The organism is uncultured Roseobacter sp., from assembly GCF_947495025.1.
Taxonomy (GTDB): Bacteria; Pseudomonadota; Alphaproteobacteria; order Rhodobacterales; family Rhodobacteraceae; genus Roseobacter.
In genome coordinates, this window is sequence record NZ_CANLXG010000002.1 from 710,721 (window position 1) to 728,832 (window position 18,112).

An 18,112-nucleotide genomic window follows, 5' to 3' on the forward strand; every position below is an offset into this window, starting at 1 on the left:
TCAGTAATTGTTCCTGTTTTGTTCTCACTACATCTAGCCGCCGGCCAGTGCCCTGTCGAGTCTTCTGCTCAGGTTCCGTAGCGCGCCAGGAAGGTCTCAACCGCCGCCGAAACGACACGGTCAATCTCTGCTGCAGAAACAGACCGGATGACACCAAAGATCAGACGGGGCCAGACATCTGCCTTGCAAAGCTCACCAAACTGATCAGCGGCCAGAATACAATCGTCAATGCGCAACTCGCCCCGCGCCTGCGCCCGTTCAAAATACGCAGCCATCTCTGCACGGAACACCGCCGGGCCGGAATCGTAAAATCGCTGACCCAGCTCCGGAAACCGGTCGGATTCGGCAACACAGATGCGGAAAATCTGCTGCCCGAACCGCGACGTGATGAAGGTCAGAAAATGCCGCCCTGTCTGGCACAGCACGTCGCGCGGCTCGCCGTCCATGTCAATCCGGTCCAGAGCGTCCCGCGACTGGCGCTGGCATTCACTGCGCGCAACCTCAAGAAACAGCAGACGTTTGTCCGGAAAATAACTGTAGAGCGTTGCCTTGGATACGTTCGCCACGCGGGCGATTTCATCCACGCTGGCCCCCTCAAAGCCATCCGCCATAAAGACCTGGCGAGCGCCCTCGAGCACCTGATCGAACTTCCGGCCTTTTCGGATCAGCTCTGCGGTTTCAGTCATTCTGCCTCCGGAATTGCCTGCCTACAGTATAAACCGAACGGTTCAGTTCCAAGCGAAATCCGCAGATCAGCGTCAAAGCGCATTGATCATACCGGATCTCTGAATTAGAATCATTCTAAACAACGGAAGAGCAGATATGCGATTTTCACTGTCCCGAAAGCGGTTTTCTGACCTGACAGAACAGGAAGTACTGGCGCTTGCCATCTCCTCGGAAGAAGACGACGCCCGTATCTACCGCGGCTATGCCGAAACCCTGCGCGCGGATTTTCCCGACAGCGCCCGCGTATTCGACGGTATGGCCGCCGAAGAGGATACGCACCGTCAGCGCCTGATCGACCTGCATACAGAACGGTTCGGCACGGTCATCCCGCTGATCCGGCGCGAACATGTCGCGGGGTACTACAACCGACGCCCTGTCTGGCTGGTGGAAAACCTCGGGCTGGAACGTATCCGCGCCGAGGCAGAAGCCATGGAGCGCGAAGCCGAACAGTTCTATCTCAAGGCCGCCGCCCGTACGAGCGATGCAGCCACACGCAAACTGCTGGGCGATCTCGCCGTCGCTGAGGCCGGACACCAGAATACTGCCGAGGCACTCGAAGAAAAACACCTGAGTGAGGATGCGCGCGACCGCGAGGAAAACGCCGCCAAACGGCAGTTCATCCTGACGTGGGTACAACCGGGTCTGGCCGGGCTGATGGACGGATCGGTGTCTACACTGGCCCCGATCTTTGCCACTGCGTTTGCAACCCAGGACACTTGGACCACCTTCCTCGTGGGTCTGGCCGCCTCGGTTGGCGCCGGTATCTCGATGGGTTTCACCGAAGCCGCATCTGATGACGGTCAGCTTTCAGGACGTGGCTCTCCGGTGAAACGCGGCGTGGCCTCCGGTGTGATGACCACCGTTGGCGGTCTGGGGCACGCGCTGCCCTATCTGATCACCGATTTCTGGACCGCAACTGTCATCGCGATCATCGTTGTTTTCATCGAACTCTGGGCCATCGCCTGGATTCAGAACAAATTCATGGAGACACCTTTTTTCCGCGCTGCTTTCCAGGTTGTTGTCGGGGGTGCGCTGGTTTTTGCAGCAGGTGTTCTGATCGGGTCGGGTTGATATACGGGCCTGATCCGGGCAGACCGGTTCCATGATTGAAATCTTTCTCAAGACCCTGCCCTTTTTTGCGCTTATCGGGCTGGGCTACTGGGCGGGCTACACCCGTTTTTTCACGGCAGAAGCCACCGCCTACCTGACCAGGTTCGTTTTCTATTTCGCCCTGTCAGCAATGATATTCAGCTTCACGTCGAATCTGACGCTTTCCGACGTCTGGGATACAAACCTCGTTCTGGGATATCTCGCAGGCACCGTGGCAGTCTACCTGATCGCCACTGTTTTCGCCCTTCTGCGTCGCCAGAGCCTCGAGGTCTCTGCCGTCGAAGCTCAGTGCGCTGTGATCGGCAACGTCGGTTTTCTGGGCATTCCGATGCTGACGCTGCTGCTGGGCGATGCCGCGATCGGGCCGGTAGTCATGATCGTCAGCACCGATCTGATCGTTTTCTCGGGGCTGATCGTCATCCTGATTACGCTGTCGCGTGAGGGTCGTCTGACACTGAACACTTTCAGAACGGTCGGGCTTGGTCTGATCAGCAACCCGATGATCGTCTCGGTCGTCCTGGGCCTGACGTGGGCCGCTCTTGAACTGCCGGTTCCCGCCCCGATGAACGACTTTCTGACGATACTGGGCGCCGCCGCGACACCCGGTGCCCTGTTCGCCATCGGGGCATCTCTGGCCGGGAAGTCCGCAGAGCGTCTGCAGACCGCCCTGTGGCTGACGTTCTGCAAACTGGGCCTGCACCCATTGATGGTCGCGATTGGTGTCCTCTGGCTCTTTCCCGTGGACAGCTATACCGCGACGGTCGTGATATCTGCAGCAGCACTCCCCGTGGCGGGCAACGTGTACATTCTCGCTCAGCACTATGGCGTGGCACCACAGCGCGTCTCAACTGCTATTCTGGTATCGACGGTTTTCAGCATTGTTACAGTCAGCGCCGTAATCGCCTGGTTTACAGCCGCCTGAGCATCGGGGGCTTGCCGCAACGCTGCCAAGGCTTTAGCCAGGAGAGAACACGCCACAGGGAGAGCGCTCATGGAAACCATCTCGGAAAACGCATGCTTCGGCGGCACACAGGGTGTTTACAAGCACCGCTCGGACAGCTGCGCCTGCGACATGACATTCGCTCTCTTTCTGCCCGCAGAGGCGGCAGACGGCCCTGTGCCGCTCCTGTGGTTTCTGTCCGGCCTGACCTGCACGCATGAAAACGCCATGACCAAGGCAGGCGCCCAGGCCTGGGCGGCCGAGCAGGGCATCGCGCTGGTGTTTCCGGATACCTCCCCCCGCGGAGATGATGTGGCCAATGACGATGCCTATGATCTGGGCCAGGGTGCCGGGTTTTACGTGAACGCGACACAGGACCCATGGGCGCCGCACTTTCGCATGTGGGATTACATCACCGAAGAACTGCCCGTACTGCTTGGTAACAGGTTCGCCCTCGACATGGACCGCCAGGCAATCACCGGGCATTCAATGGGCGGGCACGGAGCGCTGACCATGGCGATGTCGTTGCCTGGGCGTTTCCGTTCCGTCTCGGCTTTTGCACCGATCTCCAACCCCACTGCCAGTGACTGGGGTCGCAAGCAGTTCTCTGCATACCTGGGAGACAACGAGGCGGCATGGGCAGCGCATGACGCCACGCTCCTGATGCAGGAAAAAGGGTTCGACGGTCCGGTTCTGGTCGATACCGGCACGGATGACCAGTTCATTGACCTGCTCAGGCCAGAAGCTTTTGCCGCAGCGGTAAACGCCCGGCGTCAGCAGGCCACACTGCGCCTGCAGCCGGGATACGATCACAGCTACTTTTTCATCTCGACCTTCATGGAAGAGCATGTGGCCTTCCACGCAGACGCGCTTTACGCATGACATCGCTGTTCATTGACGCGGACGCCTGTCCGGTCAAAGCCGAGGCCGAGAAAGTCGCAACGCGGCATGGCGTAAAGATGTACGTCGTATCCAACGGCGGCCTGCGTCCGTCGCAGAACCCTCTGGTCGAGACGGTTATAGTACCCGACGGACCCGATGTTGCTGACATGTGGATAGCCGGGCGTTGTGGCCCGGGAGATGTCGTTGTTACAGGAGATATCCCGCTGGCCGCGAAATGCGTCGAAGCGGGAGCACAGGTGCTCAAACACAACGGAGAGCCGCTGACACAGGCCAACATCGGCAACGTTCTGGCGACCCGTGACCTGATGGCAGATCTGCGCGCGGCGGACCCGTTTCGCCAGGGCGGCGGTAAGGGTTTCACGAAATCAGACCGCTCGAGATTTCTGAATGCACTCGAGCAGTCCTTGCGCAAAGCCCGGACGCTGCGTTAGCTGTTGCCAAAAAGGAGAGCGCGCATGAGCAGTGTGACACCACAGGCCGTCATTTTCGACATCGGCAACGTACTGATTGAATGGCAACCCGAACGTTTTTATGACGCCGCAATCGGCGAGGAGCGCCGCCGCGCGATGTTTGACGTGGTCGATCTGCACGGCATGAACGAGCTGGTGGACCTGGGCCACCCTTTCACTGCTACCATCTATACAGCTGCGGACCAAAATCCCGACTGGCGGGATGAAATCCGCATGTGGCATGATCGCTGGATCGAAATGGCAACGCCGGTCATTGATCATTCAGTGCGCCTGATGAAGGCGCTTCAGGCCAGGGGCGTACCGGTATTTTCGCTGACAAACTTCGGCATTGAAAGCTATGACTACGCTGCCACGCATTACCCGTTCCTGCGCGATTTTGACCGCGATTTCATATCGGGTCATATGCGTATGACAAAACCTGATCCGGCAATCTACACCGCGGTCGAGGACACCTCCGGCCTGTCCGGGTCTGCGCTGCTTTTTGCAGATGACCGCGCAGACAATATCGCGGCGGCGCAGAAGAAGGGCTGGCAGACACATCTGTTTGAGGGACCGCAGGGCTGGGCCGACCGCCTGGTTTCTGCAGGGTTGCTCACATCTGACGAAGCCACATGAGCCCGCCCTTTATCTCTTTCGACGAAGGCGATGCTCTGCTCGACTGGATCGGTCTGACAGATGCACTGGCAGCCGGGCACCTTATGCCCCGCGCCGATATTGCCGATACGTTTCTTTATCGCGGAAACGACACGCTGCTGAACCGTGCAGCGTGGATTGACGGACTCGGTCTGGCTGTGAAATCAGCGACAGTTTTTCCCGGCAATTCCGGCAAAGAGGCATCGACGATCAACGGGGGTGTTACGCTTTACGCGGATGCGACCGGCGTACTTGAGGCAGTCATCGATTTTCATCTGGTCACCAAATGGAAGACCGCCGGCGACAGCCTGCTGGCTGCGCGGCGCCTCGCGCGACCCGAGAGTGAAAACATCCTGATTGTCGGAGCAGGGACCCAGGCGCGCGGTCTTCATGCGGCCTATTCCGCAGCCTTTCCGGATGCCCGTTTTACATTGTGGAACCGGACCCGTGCCAACGCCGAAAAACTGGCCGCTGAAATCGAAGGTCTGGCCATAGCGGATGATCTGGAAACCGCCGTACGCGCGGCAGATATCGTGACCACCGCCACGATGACCACCGAACCCCTGCTGCGTGGCGACTGGCTGCAACCCGGCCAGCACATCGACCTCATAGGTGCCTACAGGCCGGACATGCGCGAAGTGGATGATATCGCTCTGAACCGCGCGCGCGTTTTCGTCGACAGCCTTGAGACGACCGTGGGCCATATCGGAGAGCTGAAAATTCCGATCGGACTGGGCACTTTTGAGGCCTCACAGATTGTCAGTGATTATTACGGACCAGACAGATTTAAACGGCAGTCCCCCGACGAAATCACATTGTTTAAAAATGGCGGTGGTGCGCATCTGGACCTGATGACCAGCCGCTACATTCTCGATCGCTGGAGTACGCGCGCATGATGTGGGCATATCTGATACTGGCCGCCGTAATCGCCACACCGCTGGTCATCGAAGCGACCCGCAAAAGGATGAACGCTGCCGCACGCAGCGAGGCGCCCGGTCAGTTTGCGGAGCTTCCCGACGGTGTGACTCATTACCAGTGGTGGGGGCCGGAGAACGGCCCGGTTGCCGTCTGCATTCACGGGCTCACGACACCGTCGTTTGTCTGGCGTGGCATCGCACAGGGGCTCAGTCAGATCGGATTTCGGGTCCTGACCTATGACCTTTACGGACGTGGGTATTCTGATCGGCCGAAAGGCAGACAGGACGTCGCCTTTTTCCGCCGCCAGCTGAGCGAATTGCTGGACGACCAGCGCATTGATGACGACATTACTGTCGTCGGCTATTCAATGGGGGGCGCCATTGCAGCCGCTTTCGCCGCCGCAGAGGCAGTTGCCATCCGACAGGTTGTGCTTCTGGCGCCTGCCGGGATGACGGATCTGTCAGGTGGTTTTTTCCGCCGGATGATGACGCTCCCGGTTGTCGGCACGTGGATGGCACTGGAGTTCTATCCGAACATTCTCCGCCGCGGGATCGCAGCAGAACGGTCACAGCCAGGCGCAAGTCAGCGCATAGCGGATCTGCAGGAAGCCGAGATAAACTGGCGTGGATTTATTCCCGCTGTTGCCTCCAGTCTGCGCGGCATACTGCGTGAGGACCTGCGGCCTTTCCATGAAACACTGCAGAAAGAGGGTGTGCCGGTGATGGCCATCTGGGGTCGTCAGGACGACGTGATACCGATCACTGCAGCAGATCGTCTGATCGACTGGAACCCGACGGTGCAGACTGTCATTCTGGACGATGCCGGCCACGGGCTGACCTATACCCATGTCACAACAGTGCTGGATCATATCCATGAATTCACCCACCAGAGTGGTTAGGCGGTGCGCAGTCCTTCGAGGCGACGCTCCCGGATCGGCAGGTGGATGATGGCGCTGAACGCACCAACACCCACACCGATCCACCAGACAAGTGTGTAGTCACCATAAATGTCGTACATCCGGCCACCCAGCCAGACACCCAGGAAACTGCCCAGCTGGTGGCTGAGAAACACGATGCCGTAAAGCGTCCCCATATAGCGCAACCCGTAGATATGGGCGACCAGACCGGACGTCAGCGGGATCGTAGCCAGCCACAGCGCACCCATCGCAATCGAGAACAGGATGACGCTTTCCGGCGTGATGGGGAAAAGAATGAAAAGCGCCGCGACGATGGTCCGGCCGGTGTATATGCCGGCCAGCAGATATTTCTTTGAGTACCGCTTGCCCAGCCAGCCGGCCAACAGTGTTCCGCCGATATTGGCGAACCCGATGAGCGAGATGGCAACCGCACCCAGCGCCGACGTCGTGCTGATGCCCATGTTGTCCAGCATACCGCCGGGCATGATCGGTCCGCAAAGCTCGGTCACAAAAGCCGGGAAATGTGCAGTGATGAACGCGATCTGGTAGCCGCAGGAAAAGAACCCAAGGTAGATGAAAGTGTAGGAAGGGTCTTTGAAGGCCTTGACCAGAATCTCGCCCAGGCTCTCTTCCAGCTCCGACTTGCTCGCCATTGCCGGGGCACGCATCAGCGGCAGCAGCAGAAGCACCGCCAGAATAGCTGCGGCAAATATGATGAAAACGCTTTGCCAGGGCATGACACTCAGCAGCCATTCGGCCACGGGTGGGCCGAAAATCTGGCCGCCACTGCCCGCCGCCGAGACAATCGCCAGCGACATGGATCGGTTTTCATCTGTCGCTGCACGGCCCACCACGGCCAGGATTACGCCGAACCCGGTGCCCGCAATACCAAAGCCCAGCAGCCAGGCATAAAGCTGGTGTTCCAGTGGCGTTACCGAATTGGCAGACAAAACAAGCCCCAGCGCATAGATCACCGCGCCAAAGATGATTGCCTTTCGGTCGCCGATTTTTTCTGCCAGCGCACCGAACAGTGGCTGCCCGATGCCCCATGCGAGGTTCTGAATGGCAATCGCGAGCGAAAACTCGGCCCGCAGCCAGCCAAATTCCTCTGCGATCGGAATCTGGAATACGCCAAATGTCGAACGGATCGCGAAACTGACCAGGATGATCAGCATCCCGACAATCAGTACGGGAGTAAAAAGGGGCGCGCGCTCTGACATTGGTATTCTCCTGCCTGTGATGACCGTAACCATGGAAAGACGCAGGTCAAATCAGGAGTTTTTACGCAAACATCACCTTCGCTGATGCACCCCGCCTCTTTTCCCCGGACGGGGCGCGGGTTATGCCGGTGACATGGACACTCTGCTTGACCTCTACACCCGCATGACCAATGACGGCACGTTACAGTCGGATCCTGCACAGGTTGCGGTCTTACCGGAGTTTGAACGCATCCGTGCCGCCCTGGCAACACCCGTCAAAAAGGGTCTTTTCCGCAAAGCGCCCGAGCCTCCCAAAGGGCTTTACCTCTGGGGGGGAGTCGGGCGCGGGAAATCCATGCTGATGGACTTTTTTGTCGAACACCTCGGTGATGTACCTGCAAGACGCGTGCATTTTCACGCCTTTATGCAGGAAATCCATGCCGCCATGCACGAAGCCCGGAAAACCGGTGTCGAGGATGCAATTGCCCCCGTTGCCGCCGATGTCGCGGCCTCTGTGCGTCTGCTGGCTTTTGACGAAATGCAGATCACGGATATCACCGACGCCATGATCGTCGGACGCCTGTTTGAGGCGCTGTTCGCAGCCGGCGTCGTCGTTGTCACGACATCCAACAGAGTTCCCGGTGATCTCTATAAAGACGGTCTTAACCGCGACCTTTTCCTGCCCTTTATCGCGCTGATCAGCGAGAAAATGGTTGTGCACGAGCTGGTCAGCCCGACCGATTACAGGCAGGACCGTCTGGGCGGCCAACAGGTTTATTTCACACCTGTGAACAGTGACAGCCGGGCTGCAATGGACGCTGTCTGGAATGACCTCACCGGAGGGCCCGCCACGCCGCTGGTTCTTCGGGTTAAGGGGCGCGAGGTAGAGATACCACGCTTTCGCAACGGTATCGCCCGCGCGCGCTTTCACGAGTTGTGTGGCCGCCACCTCGGGCCTGCAGACTATCTTGCGCTCGCTGACGCAATCCGCGTGCTGGTCCTGGACGATATTCCGACACTCTCAAGGAACAACTTCAACGAAGCCAGACGCTTTGTGACGCTGATAGATGCGCTTTACGAGGCACGGGTCCGGCTGATCTGCTCTGCGGCGGCCAAGCCGGAGATGCTGTACGTCGAAGGCGAGGGGACATTTGAGTTTGAGAGAACCGCGTCACGTCTGCGCGAAATGCAGTCAGAAGGCTGGGGCTTCTAACCGCCGGCGGTTTCAAGAAACGCCTGCAACAGGCGATCCGTATCCGGACGACCGCCGGACAGTATCAGAGCATCAGGCAGGCTGAAAACACCATCGCGGTGACCTGCGACAATGGCAGCGCTGATGTAGGCATCGCTCTGGCGGCCTGCGAGTGTGCGGACCAGAAGATCATGCAGGCTGTCATTGCCAGCGGCGTGATAGCCCAGACCGGCCAGCACCTGATGCACCCGCAGGCTCAGATCATGCGCGCCGACGCTGCGATCCGTCAGCCGCAGCGGTTGTGCAACCCGGTGGCTTACCGGCACACGGTTCGGATCCGAAAGGGCCGCGGGGGCCGTGATGCGCAGCAGCGATACGTCTGCACGGGCAACGTCGGCCCGTTCAGTGCCAACGGGAGCACCAATTACACCCGCACCGGCCACAACTGCCAGTCCGACAGCACAGGCTGCAGCAGCAATCAGACAGCGCTGCTGTATTCTGCGCCGCGCTGACAGGCGCGACATATCAAGTCCGGACCCGCCTGTCCGGCTTTCTGACCACATGAATGCTGCCCCCCACAGGCAATATTCCCGCCCTGCGTGAAATTCCGCAGGGACAAGCGGGCAAGATATAGACGCGGGATTCACGCAGCGTCAATATCGTCAGACGGGAACTACATTTTGTGGCCAAAAGGACTCACTTCAGCCGTTGTCGCGGAGAACCGAGCCGGCCAGATACAGCGAACCACAGATCAGAATGCGCGCCTGCGGTGCACGTGACGTGATCTGGGCGATAGCCTCGCGCACATCCGGCGCCACGGTTGCATCAAGACCCGCGTCGCTTGCCGCTTCGGCGGTTGCCTCGGCGGGAAGCGTATTCGCCTCTCCGGGAATGGATACCGCAACCAGCCCCTCTGCCACTGCTGCAACCGGGCGCATATAGCCCCCGACATCCTTGGTGTTGAGCATACCACAGATCAGCCATGTCTGGCGCGCAGGCAAAGTCTGCAGATGCTGCGCCAGAGCCTCTCCGGCAGCGGGATTATGACCGCCGTCCAGCCACAGTTCCGCCGAACCCGCCGCTTCAGCGAGTGGCCCATGCTGCAGCCGCTGCATACGCGCGGGCCAGCTGGCGCGTGTCACAGCAGCCTCGCAGGCACTGCTGTCCGCACCAAGTTGCCTCAGCACCGTCAGCGCAGCACCCGCATTCATGATCTGATGTGCACCGGGCAATGCAGGGAGCGGCAGGTCAAGCAGACCTGTCTCGTCCTGATAGACCATGCGGTCCCTTTCAGGCCCGACATGCCATTGCTGGCCATAAGCAAAAAGTGGCGCTCCCAGACCGGCGGCCCTCGCCTCAATCACATCCATGCCCTCATCAGTCTGCTGTGATACCACACAGGGCACACCGCGTTTTATGATGCCCGCTTTTTCGCCTGCGATCTGGCCTATGGTATCTCCAAGAAACTGCTGGTGATCGAGAGAAACCGGCGTGATGACCGTCATCGCCGGGCGGTCGACAACATTTGTCGCATCCAGCCGGCCACCCAGACCTACCTCCAGCAGCGTGTAATCAGCCCGCGCGCGCGAAAACGCGAGGATCGCCGCACAGGTCGTGATTTCAAAATAGGTGATATCCGCACCGCCATTGGCGTCGTAGCACTCATCCAGCACCGATGTCAGATCTGTCTCATCGATGAGGTCTCCGGACACACGGATACGCTCGTGAAACCGTGCCAGATGCGGACTGGTATAGGCATGAACGCTGTGGCCGGCGGCCTCTAGACCGGCGCGGATCATCGCCTGGGTTGATCCCTTGCCGTTCGTCCCCGCCAGATGGATCACCGGCGGCAGTTCGTTCTGCGGATTTCCAAGCGCGTCCAGCAGACGCCAGACCCGGTCCAGGGTCAGGTCAATCACCTTGGGATGCAGCGCCATCATCCGTTCCAGAATGACGTCCGATGTCAGCGCCGTCATTTCTTTGGCGGGTCCTGCGGGGCTGCGGCTGCTTCCTCCATAACTGCCTCGGCGGCCTCGGCAGTGGCTTCCTGCTCGGGGTCCGGCGCGGGCAGGTCACCGCGTACGGGCGGCGGCATCCCCAGCAGCATTCGCGTGATGGTGATCAGTTCTTCACGCATCTGACCGCGATGGGTCACGCGGTCCAGCATTCCGTGATCCAGCAGGTATTCCGCGCGCTGGAAGCCCTCCGGCAGTTTTTCCCGGATCGTCTGTTCAATCACGCGCGGCCCCGCAAAACAGATCAGCGCATTGGGCTCGGCGATATGCACATCACCCAGCATCGCATAGCTGGCCGTAACACCGCCTGTCGTCGGATGCGTCAGAACAACGATGTACGGCAGACCTGCCTCTTTCAGCATCTGCACGGCCACCGTCGTGCGGGGCATCTGCATCAGCGACAGGATACCTTCCTGCATACGCGCGCCGCCGGCTGCCGAAAACAGGATCAGCGGGCGCTTGAGCTTTACCGCTTCTTCGGCCGCCGCGATAATCGCGTTGCCCACATACATGCCCATCGAACCGGCCATAAAAGAGAAGTCCTGCGCGGCGGCGACGATCGGCGTGCGTCCGATCTCTCCGCGGGCCACAAGCATAGCTTCTTTTTCAGAGGTCTGCTTCTGAGCAGCTTTAAGGCGATCCGGATACCGCTTCTGGTCCCGGAAGTTCAGCGGATCAGCCTTTGGCGCTCTGACGTCAACTTCGGTAAAGACGCCGCCGTCAAAAAGCGCCGTGAACCGGTCGCGTGCCGTGATGTGCATGTGATGGTCACAGCTGGAGCAGACATTCAGGTTGTCTGCCACTTCACGGTGAAACAACATGGTCCCGCACTCGGGGCATTTGGTCCACAGATTGTCCGGTGTCTCACGACGCGAGAAGATCGAATTGATCCTCGGCCGGACATAGTTCGTGATCCAGTTCATACGGCCACCCCTGTTACTCTCAGGCCCTAAATAAGGCGGTACTGCACAAAGTGCAATCAGCGGCGAAGCGCAAGACGCGCGCCCAGCCAGCTGACAAACATCAGCGCGAAATCGACGGGCAGCCAGGCCCGGAGCGTGTCAGCGTCCTCCATCGAGAAAGGCGTGACATACAGTGACAGGCCTGACAGCCCGTCGGGCAGTGAGACGAAAAGGATTGCAGCCACGTTGTTTACGAAATGCACCGCGATGGCAGGCCCGAGCGTACCCGAGCGCGCGGTCAGATCTGCCATCAGTACGCCGAACATCACCGCCCAGAGCGCAATCAGTGTCGCGTTCGGTCCAGCCTGCAACGGCATGTAGTGGCCCAGGCCAAAAAGCAGTGACGGCACGATCAGCCAGACCACGCGCGGGCGAAACCGGGCCGCCAGCTGTTGCTGGATATAACCACGAAACAGGATTTCCTCGGCGCTGACCTGGACAAGGACTGCACCGACGGACAACGGCAGGATCAGCATCCATGTCGAAAAACCGAGGTTGGGTGCGAGATCCACGCCCATACCCCAGGGCGGCAGCACGAATATCGCAGCGTTCAGGACCAGAAGCACAATAAGCACATCCAGAAACTGCCGGCGTGTCCGGGAAAAATCACCAAACACACTGGTGATCCCGCGGTTGTGCGCCACCCGCACAGCAACAGCGACACCCAGTGTCATAAACCCGAAGGTACCCAGAAGGATCAGCATGCTGACCGGGGAAGTGCCGCCATTGAGCGAAGTAAAGAACCCGACAGCGCCCGGCCCGAGTACCGTTCCCAGAAACTGAAAAAACATCTGGTTGCACAGCAGATACACCCCTGCCACCAGTATCAGCCCTATAACCAGCCGCCACAGCTGCGCCGTCGGGCGCACCGGTTCGATCAGCGCGTCGTGGGCGCGGTAGTCCTGGCGGCTCAGCATGCTCAGTCGTCGACCTTTTCCCTGCCGGCGTCACGCCCGGCTTCTTCTTCGGCAGCCGCTGTCAGTTCAACTGCCCGGTCGCGCACGTTGACCCGAGCCTCCCGCAACAGTTCCGCCGCACCGGTCAGATGCTCGGCCACGGTCTGAAGCAACCGCATCAGAACAACCGGATCATTCTCAATCACCGAGCGGAACTGTTCTGCGCCAATGCGCAGGAACTGGGTTTCTTCTGTTGCGGCCAGGTCGAGCTGACGTGGTTCATTCAGAATGATCGCGAGATCACCGATCAGCCGGCCTGGCTCGACAGCTGTCACATCGCGCGACACGCCGTCATCATCGCGGTAACTCATCATCGCCCTGCCGGAGAGGCACAGATAGGCCGCATCCGGTCGTTCACCCATAGAGAAGATGCGTTTGCCGGGCTTTGCCTTGTACCAGGTAGCCGAAAAGGCCAGCAACCGCTGACTGCGCGCGTCTAGATTGGCAAAGAGCTCGGTACGCGAAATCGCGCGGATTTTGCGCCTCAGATCATCCGAGCCGGTGTCGCTATCATCGTGTGTTTCCATGACCGAGTCGCCATCAATGCGCCCGTTCTGGATCTCCACGTAAATGTCGTAGGCCTCCGGATTGGCAAAGTTCTCTTCGAGGAAGATCAGTGTCGTTTTGGGCAGCAGTTCCTGAAGCCTGCTGCGGGTACGGCTGCGGGTTTCAGCGTCATGGCTGGCCAGCACCGTGTCGAGGATCAGAACGTCCGGGCGCTTGATCCCCGCACGGCTGAAGGCCGCACGTTCCAGGAAAACCGACGCAAGATTTGCGCCCCCGAGCCCGGTGGGAACATCAAGGATCGTCTCAGCCACCAGGCGTTTGAGCTCGTGGCGGGTCAGCACCTCGGCCACAACATCCTCGACCAGTTCGCCCTGCACACCGGCAACAGCGGATATCTTGCCGTAAAGAACATTCTCCATGATCGACAGGCGCGGCAGATAGTTGTCAGGCGTAATCGGAACAAAAAGATCCTGGGCACGGGCACGCATTTCCTCGGCTTTGGCGCGACGGATCTCCAGAATTTCCTGTTTGAAGGCTTCGGGAAACGCTGGGCCGATCTGTTCTGCACTGAAGGCAAACGGAACCGTCAGCAGAAGCGCGAATTCCTCTTCTGTCAGTGCCTGATCGCCCTTGTCCTGACGCCGCGCGGCAATATCGACCAGCCGCTCATAGAGCGTGTCCTCGATGCCCAGCGCGGTAAAGAGCGGGTGACTCGTACCGTCCATACCAAAGGTCTGGTGCAGTGTTTCGATCAGAGTCTGCGATATGGCAATGCCCTGCTCTGCAAGGCCCAGCTCGATAATCAGAGACAGAAAATCATGCTCGGCCGCCAGTCCCTGCTGGCTGATGTCGCGTTTGGGTGAGGCAAACATGAGGTTGCCGCCCAGCGGGATTGATGGATTGAATTCGTCGGGATGGAATCTGTGTACAACGGTATCAAGCCCACGCTCCACGAGGCGTTCGTGGACCTCTTCGCGCAGGGCAACGAGACGCGAGGCCAGATCAGGATGGTCTTCGGGATCCATCCGTGCCGCCAGCATCCTGCGGAACATAAACTCATCAAGACCCATCGCTTCCACGAGCTGGAACCACCACCCGCGGATTTCCTCGGCTGAATTGAGACCGGCAATTCCCGGATCCAGCCACTCTGCTCTGAGGCTGTCAGGACTGTTGCCCGACCGGGCGGCTTCGATCGTTTCGCGGTCCTTTCTGTCAGGGTCCCAGAGAACCGTTTTGGGGCTGGATTTCAGCGGCATCAGCAGATTGTCACCGAGAGTGCCGTTAAAGAGATACGGACGCGAATGCGCGTATCCGATCCGGGCTGCAATAACTGCCTGGTGCAGCCTGGCCAGTTCATGACCGGCGATTGTGACACTGCCCCGCGTCGGCATGACCTCGCGCGTCAGCAGCTCGGCCATGGCCGTACGTTCGACCTGACTTGAGGACTTGATCGCAACCCGTGCGCCAGCCGGGATCTCAAGGTCAAGGTTTTCAAGAACAGCGTTTCCATCAGCATTCCGCACGGTGACGTTCTGGATGGATATGGCACCGTCAAGGTGCGGCACCTCTTCGGGTTCGCCTTCGAAGAGGCTCTCATCAATCATGCCCGAAGGCGCAAAACGCTCGGTCACGATTTCCCAGCGCAAGGACATATCCTGAACCTGGTTGTAATAGGTCAGCAGCTCTTTCCAGGGACTGGACAGATCTTTGTACGCCGCCAGCGCCGCAACCAGAGCGCCAACTGTGATTTCGCCGCGGATGGCCAGAATACCGCCGACCGAATAGAAAAAGAACGGCGTCAGCTGGGTGATGAAGTTATTGAGAAACTTCATGAAGAATTTCTTCTGGTAGATCTGGAACCGGATATCAAACAGACGGCCAAGACGGCTGGTGAACCCCGCAAGGCGGAACCGCCAGCCACCGTTGGTGCGCAGGTCGGTAATGCCGGCGGCCGTTTCCCCGATCTCTGCGGCAAGCTGGCGGACCTCGACAATGCGCTTTTTGTTCAGCTGGTTGATCTGACGCTGCAGCATCGGGATCAGCCATGCCTGCAGCGGAATGAGCGCGATACCGGCAAGGCCGAACCAGACGCTCTGGGCAAAAAGGAACACCACGATGATCAGCATCTGTCCGGCCTGGAAGACAGGCTGGGCCACTGCATCCCCCATCAGCCCACCCATCGGTTCAGCTTCGGAGGTGACCATCGACACCAGTTCGCCCTGGCTCGTGGACCGGAAATAGGCCCGAGGGAACCGCATCATGCGGCCGACCAGCTGGTACCGGAACCGACGCAGCAACCGCTCTGCCAGAACACCCTTCATCGTGTTCAGACGCATTTTCAGCAGCCCGTGCACCAGAACCGCGCCCAGATAAAGACCGCAGAGCGTCAGCAGGAACTGGGTCTGGCTGAACTGCACACCCATGACAATAACGAAGTCTTTATCCGCCCCGATCGCATCGTTGATAATACGCTTGGGCAGTTCGAGCGTCGCATAAAGGAACGGGAACGTAAAAATCGTGAAAAACAGCAAAAAGAGCTGCTCTTTTCGCGAAAATTTCCAGATGAATGAAAAAAGTGATGGTTCCATAGACCGGCTTTCAGAAGGGCCCGGTGTGCGGGCCGCGCGCGGCCGCAGATGTCCGCCGCCGGGTTTTGCCTGAAGGACAACTTAGGCGCGCACCTGAGCCAATACAAGCGCAGAGACGCGCGTGGCCCTGTGCAGGAATGAACGCTTGAGCCTTGCAGCACCTGAGGTGGATGGCTATTCCGGTCGGGCAGCATCCTGAGGAAGAGGCTTATCCATGTCCACACCGCGCTTTGATAAATCGAAACTGCCCAGCCGCCACGTGACCGAAGGCCCGGCGCGTGCGCCGCATCGCTCGTATTACTATGCGATGGGTATGACGGACGAGGAAATTCATCAGCCGCTGGTGGGCGTTGCGACATGCTGGAACGAAGCCGCCCCCTGCAACATCGCGCTGAACCGCCAGGCCCAGGCCGTCAAGATGGGTGTCAAACGCGGGAGCGGGACGCCGCGCGAATTCACAACGATCACCGTGACGGACGGGATCGCCATGGGTCACGAGGGCATGCGGTCGTCGCTGGCCTCGCGCGAAGCCATTGCCGACACGGTCGAACTGACCATGCGCGGGCACTGCTATGACGCGATTGTCGGTCTTGCGGGGTGTGATAAATCGCTGCCCGGCATGATGATGGCGATGATCCGCCTCAATGTGCCGTCTGTCTTTCTATATGGCGGCTCCATCCTGCCGGGTCGCGCGCCGACCGGTTCGAAAGTGCCGGAAGATTTTGCTGATCGCGACCTGACCGTTCAGGATATGTTCGAGGCCGTTGGTCGCCAGCAGAGCGGCACCCTGACCGAGGCTGAACTGGAAATCCTCGAACGGGTGGCCTGCCCTTCTGCAGGCGCCTGCGGTGGCCAGTTCACGGCCAACACTATGGCCTGTGTCTCCGAGGCAATCGGCCTGGCGCTGCCGAATTCCGCCGGTGCGCCCGCACCTTATGAGAGCCGCGACGCCTATGCCGAAGCCTCGGGTGCGGCCGTTATGAACCTGATCGAGAAAAACATCCGGGCGCGCGATATCGTCACCCGCAAGTCACTGGAAAATGCGGCACGCATCGTGGCCTGCACGGGCGGGTCTACAAACGCCGGTCTGCACCTGCCGGCCATGGCGCACGAAGCAGGGATTGATTTCTTCCTCGAAGACGTCTGCGAAATCTTCCGTGACACCCCCTATTTCGTCGATCTCAAGCCAGGCGGCCAGTATGTGGCCAAAGACATGTACGAATGCGGTGGTGTCCCGGTGGTGCTGAAAGAACTGCGAAAGGCGGGTCTGCTGCACGAAGACTGCATGACGGCAACAGGCTATTCCATCGGTGAGGAGATCGACAAGGTCACTCTCGAAGCAGATGGCCGGGTCATCCACCCCGTCGAAACGCCGCTGTCGAAAACGGGCGGTGTCGTCGGCCTCAAAGGCAACCTGGCTCCCGAAGGCGCCATCGTAAAGATTGCCGGCATGGAGCCTCAGCACCTGCTGTTCACCGGTCCGGCCCGTGTTTTCGAATGCGAGCAGGACGCATTTGAGGCGGTTCAGAACCGCACCTATGAAGAGGGCGACGTCTTTGTCATCCGCAACGAAGGCCCCGCAGGCGGCCCGGGCATGCGTGAGATGCTCGCAACCACGGCGGCCCTTTCCGGCCAGGGCATGGGCAAAAAGGTTGCGCTGATCACCGACGGTCGTTTTTCCGGTGCAACACGCGGCTTCTGCGTGGGTCACGTCGGCCCCGAAGCAGCACATGGCGGGCCGATCGCTCTGCTGAAAAACGGCGACATGATTACCCTCAATGCCATCGAGGGCACGATCTCGGTCGACCTGACGGACGAAGAACTGGCGGAGCGCAAGGAAAACTGGAAAGGCGCACGGCCGACAATTTATGGCGCCGGTGCGCTCTGGAAATACGCGCAGCTGGTGGGGCCGACTTACCTTGGTGCAGTCACCCATCCCGGCGGCCAGAAAGAAGGCCACGAGTACATGGATCTGTGATCCTGACGCCCCGCGCACAGGCAGCGCGGGGCGTCTTTTTCCTGAAAAAACTTGCGATCTGACCTGAAATCGCGGTTTATCACAGGACAACCCTTTCAT

16 protein-coding genes are annotated in these 18,112 nt (G+C 59.5%); 9 read left to right on the forward strand and 7 right to left on the reverse strand.

The annotated features are described in order from the left end of the window. Positions 1-68 precede the first annotated feature (68 nt). Entirely contained in the window at positions 69-686 is a 618-nt protein-coding gene (locus Q0792_RS11680; protein ID WP_298840456.1) for a TetR/AcrR family transcriptional regulator, read from the reverse strand. 136 nt (positions 687-822) lie between these two features. Between Q0792_RS11680 and mbfA the strand changes: the two genes are divergently transcribed. From mbfA to Q0792_RS11715, 7 genes are all read left to right on the forward strand, one after another. After that, positions 823-1,797, forward strand: a complete 975-nt coding sequence (gene mbfA / locus Q0792_RS11685; protein ID WP_298840459.1) for an iron exporter MbfA — start codon at positions 823-825, stop codon at positions 1,795-1,797. A gap of 31 nt (positions 1,798-1,828) precedes the next feature. Next, positions 1,829-2,758: an AEC family transporter gene (locus tag Q0792_RS11690; protein ID WP_298840462.1), complete on the forward strand. Its 930-nt coding sequence runs from the start codon at positions 1,829-1,831 to the stop codon at positions 2,756-2,758. A gap of 69 nt (positions 2,759-2,827) precedes the next feature. Next, positions 2,828-3,658, forward strand: a complete 831-nt coding sequence (fghA, locus tag Q0792_RS11695; protein ID WP_298840465.1) for an S-formylglutathione hydrolase — start codon at positions 2,828-2,830, stop codon at positions 3,656-3,658. Beyond that, the gene (locus Q0792_RS11700; RefSeq protein ID WP_298840468.1) at positions 3,655-4,110 is read left to right on the forward strand and encodes a YaiI/YqxD family protein; all 456 of its coding nucleotides are present in this window, start codon (positions 3,655-3,657) and stop codon (positions 4,108-4,110) included. Before fghA ends, Q0792_RS11700 begins: the two co-directional genes overlap by 4 nt. Positions 4,111-4,143: 33 nt before the next feature. After that, positions 4,144-4,764 (forward strand): HAD family phosphatase, encoded by a 621-nt coding sequence (locus tag Q0792_RS11705; RefSeq protein ID WP_298841867.1) that lies wholly within the window; start codon positions 4,144-4,146, stop codon positions 4,762-4,764. Next, positions 4,761-5,678 carry an ornithine cyclodeaminase gene (locus Q0792_RS11710; protein ID WP_298840471.1) on the forward strand — a complete coding sequence of 306 codons (918 nt, stop codon included), beginning with the start codon at positions 4,761-4,763 and terminating at the stop codon, positions 5,676-5,678. The genes Q0792_RS11705 and Q0792_RS11710 overlap by 4 nt, the downstream gene beginning before the upstream one ends. Then, a complete protein-coding gene (locus Q0792_RS11715) occupies positions 5,675-6,598 on the forward strand; it encodes an alpha/beta fold hydrolase (RefSeq protein ID WP_298840473.1) in 924 nt (307 codons plus the stop codon). The genes Q0792_RS11710 and Q0792_RS11715 overlap by 4 nt, the downstream gene beginning before the upstream one ends. Here Q0792_RS11715 and Q0792_RS11720 read toward each other — a convergent pair. After that, positions 6,595-7,836 (reverse strand): MFS transporter, encoded by a 1,242-nt coding sequence (locus Q0792_RS11720; RefSeq protein WP_298840476.1) that lies wholly within the window; start codon positions 7,834-7,836, stop codon positions 6,595-6,597. The two genes, Q0792_RS11715 and Q0792_RS11720, sit on opposite strands and share 4 nt — an antisense overlap. Positions 7,837-7,969: 133 nt before the next feature. On the opposite strand from Q0792_RS11720, the gene zapE reads away from it, so the two are divergent. After that, entirely contained in the window at positions 7,970-9,028 is a 1,059-nt protein-coding gene (gene zapE, locus Q0792_RS11725) for a cell division protein ZapE (RefSeq protein ID WP_298840479.1), read from the forward strand. Here zapE and Q0792_RS11730 read toward each other — a convergent pair. The 5 genes from Q0792_RS11730 to Q0792_RS11750 all read right to left on the reverse strand — a co-directional run bounded on the left by Q0792_RS11730 (position 9,025) and on the right by Q0792_RS11750 (position 16,035). Further along, positions 9,025-9,570, reverse strand: coding sequence for a hypothetical protein (locus Q0792_RS11730; RefSeq protein WP_298840482.1), 546 nt, complete (start codon positions 9,568-9,570; stop codon positions 9,025-9,027). The genes zapE and Q0792_RS11730 overlap by 4 nt on opposite strands. Positions 9,571-9,708: 138 nt before the next feature. Continuing rightward, a complete protein-coding gene (locus Q0792_RS11735) occupies positions 9,709-10,983 on the reverse strand; it encodes a folylpolyglutamate synthase/dihydrofolate synthase family protein (protein ID WP_298840484.1) in 1,275 nt (424 codons plus the stop codon). Then, a complete protein-coding gene (accD, locus tag Q0792_RS11740; RefSeq protein WP_298840487.1) occupies positions 10,980-11,945 on the reverse strand; it encodes an acetyl-CoA carboxylase, carboxyltransferase subunit beta in 966 nt (321 codons plus the stop codon). The genes Q0792_RS11735 and accD overlap by 4 nt, the downstream gene beginning before the upstream one ends. Before the next feature lie 56 nt (positions 11,946-12,001). After that, the gene (locus Q0792_RS11745; RefSeq protein WP_298840490.1) at positions 12,002-12,901 is read right to left on the reverse strand and encodes a CPBP family intramembrane glutamic endopeptidase; all 900 of its coding nucleotides are present in this window, start codon (positions 12,899-12,901) and stop codon (positions 12,002-12,004) included. Between the two features lie 2 nt (positions 12,902-12,903). Beyond that, entirely contained in the window at positions 12,904-16,035 is a 3,132-nt protein-coding gene (locus Q0792_RS11750; RefSeq protein WP_298840492.1) for an ABC transporter transmembrane domain-containing protein, read from the reverse strand. Positions 16,036-16,249: 214 nt separating this feature from the next. Between Q0792_RS11750 and ilvD the strand changes: the two genes are divergently transcribed. Further along, the gene (gene ilvD / locus Q0792_RS11755) at positions 16,250-18,013 is read left to right on the forward strand and encodes a dihydroxy-acid dehydratase (RefSeq protein WP_298840494.1); all 1,764 of its coding nucleotides are present in this window, start codon (positions 16,250-16,252) and stop codon (positions 18,011-18,013) included. Positions 18,014-18,112: the final 99 nt, after the last annotated feature.